The organism is Allobosea sp. GW821-FHT10B12 (assembly GCF_059415545.1).
The window spans coordinates 151,300-163,004 of record NZ_JBWKNL010000007.1; the positions used below are offsets into that span (position 1 = coordinate 151,300).

Consider the following 11,705-nt stretch of genomic DNA (forward strand, 5'->3'; position numbering starts at 1 on the left):
GACGTGATGCGATGACCGGTAGCGGCAGCGAGAGCGACGCGCACACGATGAATTCGAACATCGGCGTGCGTTTCGCGAACATCGGCCAGCTCCGGTTGCCGCCGCTCTCGCCGCTGCCCGCCTTCGAGGCCACCGCGCGGCTCGGGTCGATGACGCTCGCCGCCGAGGAGCTCGGCCGCACCCACAGCGCGATCAGCCGGCAGATCAAGGCGCTGGAGGAGGCTTTGGGCCTGCAGCTGCTCGATCGAGGCGTGGCGCCGCTGGGGCTGACTGCTGCCGGCAAGGCGCTCTATGCCACGACGCGGATGGCTTTCGAGGCGTTCGACAGCTGCATGGGGCAGCTCCGGCCGGCGCAGGGCGGCGAGACCGTGACGCTCGCCATCGGCTCGAGCCTGGCGACGCGCTGGCTGGTGCCGCGCCTGCCACGCTTCTATGCGGCTCACCCGGAAATCTCGATAAGGCTGACGATGGTCGGCGCCTCGATCTTCGAGGTCGAGGACTATGACATCGTCACCAGCTGGAACCGGCTCGGCTACAACCTGCCTGACGATCAGGTCTATCACGTGCTGGGGGATGTCGCATTCGCGCTGGTCTGTGCGCCGGGCTACCGGTTCCGCGTCGAGGCCGGGCGGCTCTCGGCCGAGACACAGCTGATCGGCAATTTCCCGATCACCATCCAGCCATCCTATCGCGATCATCCGCTCGTCGTGCCGATCGTGGCGCGGAGCCTGACCTTTCCGCATACCCATATGTGCATCGAGGCTGCCGTCGGCGGGCTCGGCGTGACGCTGATCGAGACGCGCCTTGCGCAGCCGGAGCTGGCCGACGGCCGCCTGATCGCGCCGCTCGGTGTCCTGACCATCGAGGACGGGCTGGTCGCCTTCCCGCATCCGCGCCGGGAGCCGAAGGCGGCGACGCGCAAGCTGCTGGCCTGGCTCAAAGCCGAAGCCCGTAACGATAGCTCGCAGGCGCCCTTGTGACGGCCTAGAGTACCTCGCCGACGTCAGCGCGACCGCGAGCGCGGATCCGACGCATCTCGTAGCGCATCACCTAGCAGGTTGAGCGCCAGCACCGTGACGAGGATGGCAAGGCTCGGGAAGACCGCGAGCCACCAGGCGTCCAAGATGTTCTCGAAGCCCTCGCGGATCATCGCACCCCAGGTAGGAGCGGGCGGCGGCACGCCCAGCCCGATGAAGCTGAGCGAGGCCTCGGTGCGGATCGCCGAGGCCAGCCAGAGCGAGCTCATCACCACGACGTCCGAGATCATGTTCGGCAGGATGTGCCGCGTCATGATCCGGAATGGGCCGCAGCCATAGGAGCGGCTCGCCTCGACGAAGTCGCGCTGGCGCAGGGTGATCGTCGGGGCGCGGGCGACGCGGGCGAAGGGCGCGACCTCGGTCACCGCGATGGCGATGATCAGGTTCTCCAGGCTGGCGCCGAGCATGGCGGCGATCATCAGGCCGAGCAGCAGGGTCGGGAAGGCGAGCAGCACGTCGAGCACGCCCATGACGAGTTGGTCGAAGACGCCGCCGACATAGCCGGCGAGCACGCCGATCGCGGTGCCGACCAGCATGGCGATCAGGATGGCGACGAAGCCGACGAAGAGCGAGATGCGGGCGCCGTAGATCAGCCGCGAGAGCACGTCGCGGCCATAGGAATCGGTACCGAGCCAGAATTCTGCCGAAGGCGGCTCGAGCCGTGCGACGATGTTCTGCTCGAGCGGGTCATAGGGCGCGAGCCAGGGCGCGAACAGCGCGATGCTGACGATCAGCGCCAGCAGGACGAGCCCGACCCAGGCGAGCCGGTTCTGCGTAAAGGCGAGCCAGAGCCCGCCGGGTTGGATCGCGACGGGGGTGTCGGCGGCGCTCATGAGTACTTCACCCTGGGATCGACGAGGCCGTAGGCGAGATCGGTCAGCGTGTTCACGACGATCACGCAGATCGCGAAGATGATCATCAGCCCCTGCAGCAGGGTGTAGTCGCGGGCATTGAGCGCGCCGATGATCAGTTTGCCGAGGCCGGGCCGGTTGAAGATGATCTCGGTCAGTACGGAATTGCCGATCAGCGTGCCGAAATAGAGCCCGACCACGGTGATGATCGGGATCAGCCCGTTGCGCAGGGCGTGAGTGATGACGAGCTGGGCCGGGCCGACGCCCTTGGCGCGGGCGGTGCGGATATAGTCCTCGGTCAAGACGCCGAGCATCGCGGCGCGGGTCACGCGCATCACATACGCCGTCATGATGATGCCGAGGTTGAGCGCGGGCAGGGCCAGCGCCCGCATCCGCTCGGCGAAGCCCCCAGTGCCGCTGGTGTTGCCGAGCACCGGGAACCAGCCGAGCTGGATCGAAAACACGATCAGCATCAGGATGCCGGAGACGAAGGCCGGGAAGGACAGGCCGACCAGCGAGACTACGCGCGAGACATAGTCGACCCAGCCATTGCGGCTGAGCGCGGCGGCGACGCCGAGCGGCAGGCCGAAAAGAAGGCCGATCGTGATGGCGGCGACGGTCAGTTCGATCGTCGAGGGCAGCACGAGCAGCACCTCGCGGATGACGCTGCGCCCGCTCGACAGCGACTGGCCGAAATCACCAGTGAGGATTTTGCCGAGGAAGGCGAGGTACTGGACATGGACCGGCTGGTCGAGGCCGAGCTTCTCACGGAGCGCGGCGAGCGAGGCGGCGCTGGCCTGGTCGCCGAGGATGACCGAAGCCGCATCGCCCGGCACGAGGCGGACCAGCACGAAGATCGCGGTCAGCATCACGAACAGGGTGGGAATGGCGAGCAATATGCGCCTGACCAGATAGCCGATCATGCCACCGCCCTTTCCTGCATCAGACGTCCGGGCGCGAAGGCGGCGATCTCGCGCCGCGTCCGGCCTTCGCAGATGAGCTCCGCCAGGATCGCACCGACCACCGGGACGAGCTGGAAGCCATGGCCGGAGAAGCCGAAGGCATGCACGAGGCCGGGCGCATTCGGCGAGAAGCCGATCACCGGGATGTGGTCGCGCGTCTCAGCCTCGATGCCGGTCCAGCAGCGGGCGATGCGCACGCCGCGCACGGAAGGGAAGAGATCGCTGGCGGCGCGCGCGCCCCTGGCGAGCTGGCGGAAATCGACGGTGCTGCGCTCGCGGTCGAGATCGGCCGAGCCCTGCAGGCCACCACCAATCACCAGCGTGCCCTGGTCCGCCTGCTTGAAGGAGAGGGCGCGGCCGACGACGCTGACGACCGGATCGAGCAAGGGCGCGAGCCGCTCGGTGACGATCATCATCGACGCGCGGACGCCGAGCGGTATGGCGTCGCCGAACAGGGCGGCGAGCCGGCCCGCCCAGGCGCCGGCGGCGTTGACGATCTGGGGCGCGCGAAAACGGCGCTCGCCACAGACCAGCAGCCAGTCGCCACCTTGCCGATCGATCGCCTCGACGCCGCAACCTTCGGCGATGGCGACGCCTTCAAGCTCGCAGGAACGGCGGAAGGCGGCGATGGTGCGATGCGGGTCGGCGGCGCCGTCGCGGCGCGCGACCAGAGCGCCGATGCAATGCGGGCTGAGAGCCGGCACGAGGCGGCGCAATTCGGCGGCGTCGATCAGCTCCTCATGGCTGTAGCCGAGGGCGCTGGTGCGGGCCTGTCGCTCGATCAGCGCCGGCATGTGCTCGGCTTTCTCGGCGACGCGCAGCTGGCCATGGGCATGGAAGCCGCAATGATCGCCGACGATCGTCTCGATCCGGTGCCACATCGCCATCGCCTCGAGCGAGATCGGGATCTCGGCGATGTCGCGGCCGAGGGTGCGGACACCGGCCGCGGTGGCGCCTGAGGCGTGGCGCCCGGTCCAGCGTCGCTCGACCAGCGCGACCTTGCGGCCGGCGCGGGCGAGGTGCAGCGCGGCCGAGAGGCCGTGCAGGCCGCCGCCGACCACGATCACGTCGAATGCGGCCTCGCTCATGCCGCCGGCTCCTGCTCGTCGAGACTGGCGAGCTCGCCGAGCGTCACCGGCTTCAGTGGCGGCCTGATCCGGTAGAAGCCGACCTCCTCGACCGGGCGGCCCTGTGCCGCCGCGACGATATGGGCCATGGGGTAACCGCATTGCCGGCCCTGGCAGGGGCCCATGCCGGCGCGGGTGAAGGCCTTGAGCTGGTTGGGGCCAGGCCGCCCCTCGACCGCGCGGGCACGCAATTCGCCGGCCGTGACCTCTTCGCAGCGGCAGACCAGCGTCTCGTCCGGCGGAGCATAGAGCTGCGGGCGTGGTGCATAGAGCGCATCGAGGAAGGGCCGCAGCGCGAGCGCGCTGGCGAGGGCGCTTCGTTCGCGGACAGCAGCAGCTTCGGCGGCGGCATCGTCGAGCCGACCGAGCTTCGCTGCGATCCGGAGTACCGCGAGCCGCCCGCGCGGTTCGGCCGCCTCGGCCCCGCCGATGCCGGCGCCGTCGCCGGCGACGAAGATGTTCGCCTGCGAGCTCTCGCCCCAGGCGTCGAGCACCGGGACATAGCACTGCTGGCCGGCATGCCAGCGCACGGCACAGCCGAGCGCCAGCGGCGCATGGATGTTCGGCACCACGCCCTCATGGACGAGCAGCACCTCGGCAGGAACTTCGGCCTCGCGGCCGTCTTCCGTGCGGTAGCGCAGGCGCTGCAGGCACCCTTCCCCTTCGGCCCGAAGCTCGGCGACATGGCGGATGATCGGGACGCCGGCGCGGCGCAGCGCCAGCGACCAGGACAGACCCTTCATGAGGTCGCCGAGACGGCCGAGGCCCTGCGGCAGGTGGCGCAGCGCCGCTCCAACGCGACCACGCGGGGTGGTGTCGAGGAAGCCGGCGATGCGGCCGCCCGCAGCCAGGAGCTGGGTCATGTAGAGCAGTGGCAGCGGTCCGCAGCCGGCGATCCAGACCGGCTTCTCCGGCACGGAATCGGCGGTCTTCAGCAGAATCTGCGCGGCGCCCACCGTCAGCACGCCAGGCAGCGTCCAGCCGGGGAAGGGCATGGGGCGCTCCTGTGCGCCGGTGGCGAGGATGATCGCCTGCGCCGTTACCGTGCGCGCCTTGCCGCCTCGCGTGATGAAAGCGCGGAAGCCCGGCTCGATCTGCCAGAGCTGGCTTTCGGACTCGTAGAGTGCACCGCAGGCGCGGAAGGCCGCGGCCCGTTTGGCCCCGGAGAGGTAGCTCTCGCCGAGCCGCCTGGCGCGCGGCGTCGCGGCCACGGTCTCGATTCCACGCCAGATCTGGCCGCCGGGCGCCGGCTGGTCGTCGACGACGCGGACGGAGAGGCCATGGCGGCGGGCGGTGACGGCGGCGGCCATGCCGGCGGGGCCGGCGCCAACAATCAGGAGATCGGTATGGTCCCTCATGCCGACAGGCTCCGGCGGCCCTGCTGGCGGGCAATGCGCATGCCGTCGGCGACCGGCGTCAGGCAGCTCTGGACCGAGCCCTGGCCGTCGACCTCGACCAGGCATTCGAAGCAGACACCCATCATGCAGTAGGGTGCGCGCGGGCTCTGCGTGACCGGAGTGGTCCGGCTCCAGCCTTCCCGCTGGCGCAGCAGCACCGCGGCGACGCTTTCGCCGAGTTCGGCGGCGGCCGGGCGCCCGTCGATGAAGATGGTGACCGCCTGCGGCCCCGGATCATGCAGCTTGCGGAACATCGAACCGACTCTGGTGGAAGGGAGAAAAGCGCTCGGGCAGGCTGCCCGCGGCGATGGCCGCGGCGAGGTCCTCGGCATGGAGAGCGGCGAGCGTCACGCCGGAATGGCAGAGCGCGACGAAGGCGCCGGGATGGCTCTGCGACTGCGCATAGATCGGGTAGCTGTCGGGCGTCATGATGCGCAGGCCGGCCCATTGCCTGACAAGGCCGACCTTGGCCAAGGCTGGGACAATCTGCACCGTCTTGCGGCTGAGATGTGCCGCCGCCTCGCCGGTGGTCGAGACGTCGTAGCCGGGATCGTCCTTGGTCGCGCCGATCATCACCGTACCCTCGCCGGTCTGGCGCAGGCCGCTCGCCGGCAGCGGCAGGAAGGGTGCGAGCCGCTCGGTGACCAGCACCTGGCCGCGCTCCGGTCGTAGCGGCACGTCGAGCCCGACCTGACGGGCCAGTTCGGGCGAGCCGAGTCCGGCAGCAATGACGATGCGTGGCGCCGTCAATGTCTCGCCATCGAGCACGAGCCTGAAGTCGGCGCCGGCGCGCTCGACCCGCTGAACCTTGGCGCGATGGCGAAGCGCGCCGCCATGGCTAAGGACACCGGCATGCAGCGCCGCCAGTAGCCGCAACGGGTTGGTGTGCCCGTCGTGCCGCCCGAAGCTGGCGCCTGCGACATCCGGACCGAGCGTCACCTTCGGCAGCAGCCGCGCTAGCGCGGAGCGATCGAGCATCTCCCAATCCGGCTCGTCGTCGCCGCGCTGGTTATGGAGGCGCAGGAGGTCGATACGGCGCTTCTCATAGCCTTCTTCGCCGAGGCAGAAGGCGAGGCCGCCATTCTGCTCATAGGCGAGATCGATCGTGGTCTCGGTCTCGAGCTGCTCGGTGAAACCGCGCCAGAGCGCGATGCTATCGCGGGTCAGGGCCTGATAGGCCGGCATGCCGAGACCCTTGCCCTGCAGCCAGACCAGTCCGAAATTCGCCCGTGCTGCACGAAAATCGCTATCGTCGCCGTCGAGCAGCAGCACCTTCTCCTGCTTGCGGGCAAGGCCATAGGCGATGGCGGCGCCGACCGTTCCTCCCCCGATGACGACGATGTCCGGCCGCATGAAAATCCCTTTCGCCCTTTGACGTTAGGGAGGGACATTGTATTTCGTCAAAGTCGTTTTTCTCTGCAGTCTATTCCCGGAGGTTATGCCATGGTGAGGCGGCTCAACCTGCGCCAGGTCGAGGCCTTCAAAGCCGTGATCGAGTACGGCACCGTCAGCCGCGCGGCCGAGATGATGAACGTCTCGCAGCCGGCGATGAGCAAGCTGATCGCCCATCTCGAAGAGGATACGGCTCTACGCCTGTTCGACCGGGTCAAGGGCCGGCTGGTGGCGACGCGGCGCGGCATGCGCCTCTATGAGGAGATCGACCGGATCTTCGCCGGCGTGCGCCAGGTCGAGAACGCGGTCGAGGCGATCCGCCGCGACGAGCAGAGCCGGCTCCTGATCGGGGTGATGCCGGCGCTCTCCGGCTCCTTCATCCAGGAGGCGACCTCGCGCTTCCTCGCCAGGCAGCCCGGCGTGTTCTGCTCGGTGCAGTCGCGCAGCTCGCAATGGATCTCCGACGCGCTCGTCACCCACAGGCTCGATGTCGGCCTGATCATCGCCCCGGTCGACAACCCCTATGTCGCCGCCGAGCCGATGATGGGCCATCCGGTGGTCTGCATCCTGCCGCTCGGCCATAAGCTGACGGCCAAGGACGTGATCACCCCGCGCGATCTCGCCGGCGTGCCGTTCATCTCGTTCGATCCGGAGAGCCATACCCACCGCAGCATCAGCCGGGTGCTGGAGGGCCATGGCGTCACGCCGGAAGTGGTGATGGTCGCGAATGTCTCGCCGACACTCTGCGAGTTCGTCGCGGCCGGCGTCGGCGTCTCGCTGGTGCATCCGCTGATCGTCGGCGGCCTGCGCGACAAGATCGCGATCCGCCGTTTCGAGCCGGAATTCCAGCTCGACTTCCAGCTCTGCCGCAACCGCGACAGCCGCAATGCCAGGCTGGTCGCCGCCTTTCTGGAAAGCGCCCGCGAAGCGGCGGCGGAGATCTCGCGGACTATCCTGATGCCGACTCCGGCTTAAGCGCGTTGAGGTCCAGAACTTGCTGATTAATCGTGGAAACGCGTGTCATTCCGGCTGGAGCGAAGCGTAGAGCCGGGATCCATGCCCGAACCTTAATCGGACGCGCTCTGGCATGGATCCGGGTCAAGCCCGGGATGACGGTGTGGTCTCTCGGTAAGTCAGTAAGCCTGGAGTCCGCACAACCTAGCGCGCCTTCAGCGTCGTCGCCTCGGTGATCGGCGGGGCGAGGTTGAGCGCGCCCTTCAGTTCGTAGCCGAAATCGAGCTTGTCGCTGCGGGCCCAGACCTGGCGCAGTTCGAACAGGGGAATCGCGCAGACATCGTCCATGATCTTGCGCTGCGCTTCCTTCCAGAGCGCCTTCTGGGCGTCTGCATTGGGTGCAACCCGCGCTTCCTCGATCTCCTTGTCGGCGATGGCGCAGTGCGAGAAGTTGGTCGCGGCGGTCGGCGTGTTGACCGTCGCGCGCGAGTGGAAGAACTCGCTGAGATAGGTGTCGGCGATCGGGAAGCGCGCCGCGCCGTAGAAGACCAGCCCGCTCAGATCCTTGCGGCTCTGGCTCTGATAGGTCGCGTGGTCGACGACCTGCATCTCCAGCTTGATCCCGGCCTTGGCGAGCTGCGCCTGGATGATCTCCATGAAGGGCTGCTGCGCCGAGATATTGGAGACGATCGCCTTGATGGTGATGCCGTCCTTGTGGCCGGCCTCGGCGAGCAGGGCCTTGGCCTTGGCGAGGTCGAAGCCATAGCGGACCGTGCAATCCTCGCCGAGATAGCCGGGCGGGACGACGGAGCAGCCCTTGGGGCCGACATCCTTGCCGACGAAGCGCACGAGGTCGTCGACGTTGACGGCGGCGGCGATGGCGCGGCGCACGCGGATGTCGTCGAGCGGCGGCTGGCTGCGGTTGATGTGCAGCAAACGGTATTCGCCGGGCTGGAAGATCTCGACGTTGAAGCCTGGGCGGCGGCGGGCGGAATCGACCCAGCGCTGCTCGCGCTTGCCGTAGAACAGGTCGAGCTCGCCAGAGGTGAAGGCGAGCTCGCGGGCGCTGTCCGAGGGAATCGCGCGCATCATGATCGTGTCGATCTTGGGCTTGCCGCGGAAATAATCGGGGTTGGCGGCGAGCTTCACATATTGCTGGGTCACCTGCTCGACGAAGGTGAAGGGACCGGTGCCGACGGGCTTGGCGCCATAGCGATCGCCGAGCTCCTCGCCGGCCTTGCGGCTGACGATGTTGCCGCCATGGTAATTCGAGACGCGGCCGAGGAAGTTGACGTCCGGGTACTTCAGCGTGACCCGGACGGTGAGGTCGTCGACCTTCTCGACCCTGTCGATCGCCGAGAAGTCGGACGAGAAGGTCGAGCGCTTCGGGTCGCCGGCGCGCTGCAGGGAATAGACCACGTCGTCGGCATTGAGCGTGCCCCAGTCACCATGGAACTTGACGCCCTTGCGCAAATGGAAGGTCCAGACCTTGCCGTCCGGCGAGGTCTCCCAGCGCTCGGCGAGATCGGGTTCGAGGTCCTTGGGATCGGCGCTGCCGGGCTTGAAGCGGACGAGGCCATTATAGAGCCAGCCGATCAGCGATTTGTCGTCGGTCGCGCTGGCGCGGTGGGCGTCGAGGGTCGAGACATTGCTGGCGCCGGAGCTGACCCTGAGGATGGTTTCCTGTGCGCTGGCCTGCCCCGGAAGGCCCGCGAACAGCATCAGGCCCGCAAGCCCTGCGACATGCGTCTTCATGGTTTGATCCCCTCGATCATTGTTGACGCGATAGTGGGGATCGCCCTCCCAGTCTGTCCAAGTCGAAATCGGGGATGGGGTATTCTGTCAGGTTATGGCGTGATCGGCGCCGCGCCGTGGCCGGCTGGCAGAACCGCGAATCAGGCCGCTGCTTTGCCCGACTGCCGTCGGGCGAGGTTGCTCAGTCCCAGCAACGTCAGCGCCAACAGTGCGAGCGAGGCCAGTGCGTTCCAGCCGGCGAGCGAGAGGCCGAGGAAGCGCCAGGCGGCTTCGGTGCAGGAGACGATGCGGGTCGTCTGCAACTGCTTCATCAGGTCCTGGACGCCGGCCGCGGCCGGCGCGGGCGTGCCTCCGCAATCGTTCGGACCGGCGAAGACGCCCCATTCCACGCCGGAGTGATAGATACCGAGCCCGGTGCTCCAGGCCATCAGCAGCGCGAGGCCGATCAGCGCGACGACCTGAAGGCGGCGCGAGCGGGCGAAAACCAGCGCCAGCGCGGCAAGCCCGATCGCGGCGTAATGCGGCGCGCGCTGCTCGAGGCAGAGTTTGCAGGGCCGCAAATGCAGGACCAGCTCGAAGAACCAGGCGCCGGCGATCAAGGCGAGGCTCACGATCCCGATCAGCGCGATCAGGCGGCGGGGATCAGCAAGCAGGCGCGAGAAGGAGCCGGTCATGGCGTAACTCAGCAGGAGAACATCTGGCCCGAGCCTGTCAGCAGCTTGAGGCCGAAATAGAGCAGGATCAGCAAGGCGGCGCCGCCGAGCGCGATCAGCTTCAGCCGCTTCTCGATGAAGTGCCGGATCGTCTCGCCATAACGACGCAGCAGGAAGGCGAGGGCGAAGAAGCGGGCGCCGCGGGCGAGAATGCAGGAGAGGACGAAGAAGCCGAGCCCGATATGGACGGCGCCAGCCAGGATGGTCACCACCTTGATCGGCGGCAGATGCGCCAGGCCGGAGGTGGTCAGGAGTAGCAGCGTCATGTCCGGGCTGGCGCAGGCGCGCAATTGCTCGAAGGCGCCGAGCTTGCCGTAGAAGGCGAGCACCGGCCGGGCCAGCGCGTCGAAGGCGTAGTAACCGAGCGCGTAGCCGGCGATGCCGCCGAGCGTCGAGAAGATGGTCGCGATCAGGGCGAGGCGATAGGCCCGCGCGGGCTTGGCGAGAGCCATCGGCACGAACAGCACGTCGGCCGGGATCAGGAAGAAGGAGCTCTCGATGAAGGCGACGACGGCGAGCCAGACCTGCGCGCTGCGGCGGGCGGCGAGCGAGAGCGTCCAGAGATAAAGGCGTTCGAACATCGCTGCCCCTTAGCGGGCGCCGGGGCGTCCGTCCATGGCGCGGGCGCCACAGAGAAAGGCGATCACGCGAGATTGACCGGCCCTTGCCGATCGCTATAGTCCGCCGGCCCGAAAGGGGCCCCTGTGGCGGAATTGGTAGACGCGCTCGACTCAAAATCGAGTTCCGCAAGGAGTGCTGGTTCGATCCCGGCCAGGGGCACCAAGGCTTTCGCTGATTTGTTCAGCTTCTCCAAAGCTTTATCATATCTCGCTTGACGCTCGCGGTAATACAGCGGGTGACACAGAGTGGCACTAATCTTCCTGGGCCGTGGGTTCCTCACGGTGTCAGCGAACTATCTTCAAACGTCGCGCAAGCGGCCTGTTCTACTATTACCGGCGCATCCCGAAGGACCTACTGGGTCACTGCGGGCGCAAGCGATTTCGGGTTCAGAGCCTAAAGATCGCTGATGAGCGCGAGGCGCTTAAGAAGGTCGCGAAGCTTGCGGCGGTTGACGATGCCTTGTGGGCGTCAAAGTGGAGTGCCTTCGGAAGTAGATGACATTAAGATGTTTCCTGCTTTTACTACGTCGACGGGTATTCGACCTTCATGCTCGTGCTCGCCATCTTCGGCTCGCTCAAGGCGCGACCGGACAGCGTGCCGCTGATAGTCGGGCCGACCATCACCGCGACCTATTGGTTCACGGCATCGACCTCCTTTGCCAACCCGGCGGTGACTCTGGCGCGTGGTTTCACCACGAGCTTCGCCGGCATCGCGATTGAGCATGTGCCGATGTTCGTGCTTGCGCAGATCGCCGGGGCGCTGGTGGGATTGGTGGCGGCGAGCGGACTATCCTTCGATCGGACCTAATTGGAGATCTGCCCTTTTCGCATGGTCGGCACCGCGGCAGCGGCCCCGACGGCTAACCCCGTCGCGACTATCGCAAGGGACCTGAGCGC

13 protein-coding genes and 1 tRNA gene are annotated in these 11,705 nt (G+C 67.5%); 5 read left to right on the forward strand and 9 right to left on the reverse strand.

The annotated features are described in order from the left end of the window. The first annotated feature begins 11 nt into the window (after positions 1 to 11). Complete coding sequence (locus tag AC07O0_RS23010) at positions 12 to 980, forward strand: LysR family transcriptional regulator (RefSeq protein ID WP_494626037.1); 969 nt, start codon at positions 12 to 14, stop codon at positions 978 to 980. A gap of 23 nt (positions 981 to 1,003) precedes the next feature. Here AC07O0_RS23010 and AC07O0_RS23015 read toward each other — a convergent pair whose 3' ends face one another. The 6 genes from AC07O0_RS23015 to AC07O0_RS23040 are packed head-to-tail and all read right to left on the reverse strand — an operon-like array spanning position 1,004 to position 6,727. Beyond that, positions 1,004 to 1,870 carry an ABC transporter permease gene (locus AC07O0_RS23015; RefSeq protein ID WP_494626039.1) on the reverse strand — a complete coding sequence of 289 codons (867 nt, stop codon included), beginning with the start codon at positions 1,868 to 1,870 and terminating at the stop codon, positions 1,004 to 1,006. Continuing rightward, positions 1,867 to 2,811, reverse strand: coding sequence for an ABC transporter permease (locus AC07O0_RS23020; RefSeq protein ID WP_494626041.1), 945 nt, complete (start codon positions 2,809 to 2,811; stop codon positions 1,867 to 1,869). The genes AC07O0_RS23015 and AC07O0_RS23020 overlap by 4 nt, the downstream gene beginning before the upstream one ends. Next, on the reverse strand, positions 2,808 to 3,938 hold the full coding sequence (locus AC07O0_RS23025; RefSeq protein WP_494626043.1) for an NAD(P)/FAD-dependent oxidoreductase: 1,131 nt from the start codon (positions 3,936 to 3,938) through the stop codon (positions 2,808 to 2,810). The genes AC07O0_RS23020 and AC07O0_RS23025 overlap by 4 nt, the downstream gene beginning before the upstream one ends. Beyond that, positions 3,935 to 5,335 (reverse strand): FAD/NAD(P)-dependent oxidoreductase, encoded by a 1,401-nt coding sequence (locus AC07O0_RS23030; RefSeq protein ID WP_494626045.1) that lies wholly within the window; start codon positions 5,333 to 5,335, stop codon positions 3,935 to 3,937. The genes AC07O0_RS23025 and AC07O0_RS23030 overlap by 4 nt, the downstream gene beginning before the upstream one ends. Next, positions 5,332 to 5,628 carry a (2Fe-2S)-binding protein gene (locus AC07O0_RS23035; RefSeq protein ID WP_494626047.1) on the reverse strand — a complete coding sequence of 99 codons (297 nt, stop codon included), beginning with the start codon at positions 5,626 to 5,628 and terminating at the stop codon, positions 5,332 to 5,334. The genes AC07O0_RS23030 and AC07O0_RS23035 overlap by 4 nt, the downstream gene beginning before the upstream one ends. Then, complete coding sequence (locus AC07O0_RS23040) at positions 5,609 to 6,727, reverse strand: NAD(P)/FAD-dependent oxidoreductase (RefSeq protein WP_494626049.1); 1,119 nt, start codon at positions 6,725 to 6,727, stop codon at positions 5,609 to 5,611. Before AC07O0_RS23040 ends, AC07O0_RS23035 begins: the two co-directional genes overlap by 20 nt. Positions 6,728 to 6,817: 90 nt before the next feature. On the opposite strand from AC07O0_RS23040, the gene AC07O0_RS23045 reads away from it, so the two are divergent. Then, positions 6,818 to 7,741, forward strand: a complete 924-nt coding sequence (locus AC07O0_RS23045; RefSeq protein ID WP_494626051.1) for a LysR substrate-binding domain-containing protein — start codon at positions 6,818 to 6,820, stop codon at positions 7,739 to 7,741. A 183-nt stretch (positions 7,742 to 7,924) separates the two neighbouring features. Here AC07O0_RS23045 and AC07O0_RS23050 read toward each other — a convergent pair whose 3' ends face one another. The 3 genes from AC07O0_RS23050 to AC07O0_RS23060 all read right to left on the reverse strand — a co-directional run bounded on the left by AC07O0_RS23050 (position 7,925) and on the right by AC07O0_RS23060 (position 10,769). After that, a complete protein-coding gene (locus tag AC07O0_RS23050) occupies positions 7,925 to 9,475 on the reverse strand; it encodes an ABC transporter substrate-binding protein (RefSeq protein WP_494626053.1) in 1,551 nt (516 codons plus the stop codon). A 140-nt stretch (positions 9,476 to 9,615) separates the two neighbouring features. After that, a complete protein-coding gene (locus tag AC07O0_RS23055) occupies positions 9,616 to 10,149 on the reverse strand; it encodes a disulfide bond formation protein B (protein ID WP_494626055.1) in 534 nt (177 codons plus the stop codon). Positions 10,150 to 10,157: 8 nt separating this feature from the next. Then, positions 10,158 to 10,769, reverse strand: coding sequence for a YqaA family protein (locus AC07O0_RS23060; protein ID WP_454028193.1), 612 nt, complete (start codon positions 10,767 to 10,769; stop codon positions 10,158 to 10,160). A 117-nt stretch (positions 10,770 to 10,886) separates the two neighbouring features. Here AC07O0_RS23060 and AC07O0_RS23065 point away from each other — a divergent pair. The 3 genes from AC07O0_RS23065 to AC07O0_RS23075 all read left to right on the forward strand — a co-directional run bounded on the left by AC07O0_RS23065 (position 10,887) and on the right by AC07O0_RS23075 (position 11,616). Continuing rightward, a tRNA-Leu gene (locus AC07O0_RS23065) sits at positions 10,887 to 10,971 on the forward strand. 105 nt (positions 10,972 to 11,076) lie between these two features. Next, entirely contained in the window at positions 11,077 to 11,307 is a 231-nt protein-coding gene (locus AC07O0_RS23070; protein ID WP_494626057.1) for a DUF6538 domain-containing protein, read from the forward strand. A gap of 48 nt (positions 11,308 to 11,355) precedes the next feature. Beyond that, complete coding sequence (locus tag AC07O0_RS23075; protein WP_494626059.1) at positions 11,356 to 11,616, forward strand: hypothetical protein; 261 nt, start codon at positions 11,356 to 11,358, stop codon at positions 11,614 to 11,616. The last annotated feature ends 89 nt before the right edge of the window (positions 11,617 to 11,705 follow it).

What these genes read in the sequence shown, in the direction of transcription:
- AC07O0_RS23060 (WP_454028193.1), bottom strand. Translation starts at nt 10,769, where the DNA reads ATGTTCGAACGCCTTTATCTCTGGACGCTCTCGCTCGCCGCCCGCCGC.
- AC07O0_RS23020 (WP_494626041.1), bottom strand. Translation starts at nt 2,811, where the DNA reads ATGATCGGCTATCTGGTCAGGCGCATATTGCTCGCCATTCCCACCCTG.
- AC07O0_RS23050 (WP_494626053.1), bottom strand. Translation starts at nt 9,475, where the DNA reads ATGAAGACGCATGTCGCAGGGCTTGCGGGCCTGATGCTGTTCGCGGGC.
- AC07O0_RS23010 (WP_494626037.1), top strand. Translation starts at nt 12, where the DNA reads ATGACCGGTAGCGGCAGCGAGAGCGACGCGCACACGATGAATTCGAAC.
- AC07O0_RS23015 (WP_494626039.1), bottom strand. Translation starts at nt 1,870, where the DNA reads ATGAGCGCCGCCGACACCCCCGTCGCGATCCAACCCGGCGGGCTCTGG.
- AC07O0_RS23025 (WP_494626043.1), bottom strand. Translation starts at nt 3,938, where the DNA reads ATGAGCGAGGCCGCATTCGACGTGATCGTGGTCGGCGGCGGCCTGCAC.
- AC07O0_RS23045 (WP_494626051.1), top strand. Translation starts at nt 6,818, where the DNA reads ATGGTGAGGCGGCTCAACCTGCGCCAGGTCGAGGCCTTCAAAGCCGTG.
- AC07O0_RS23030 (WP_494626045.1), bottom strand. Translation starts at nt 5,335, where the DNA reads ATGAGGGACCATACCGATCTCCTGATTGTTGGCGCCGGCCCCGCCGGC.
- AC07O0_RS23075 (WP_494626059.1), top strand. Translation starts at nt 11,356, where the DNA reads ATGCTCGTGCTCGCCATCTTCGGCTCGCTCAAGGCGCGACCGGACAGC.
- AC07O0_RS23040 (WP_494626049.1), bottom strand. Translation starts at nt 6,727, where the DNA reads ATGCGGCCGGACATCGTCGTCATCGGGGGAGGAACGGTCGGCGCCGCC.
- AC07O0_RS23035 (WP_494626047.1), bottom strand. Translation starts at nt 5,628, where the DNA reads ATGTTCCGCAAGCTGCATGATCCGGGGCCGCAGGCGGTCACCATCTTC.
- AC07O0_RS23055 (WP_494626055.1), bottom strand. Translation starts at nt 10,149, where the DNA reads ATGACCGGCTCCTTCTCGCGCCTGCTTGCTGATCCCCGCCGCCTGATC.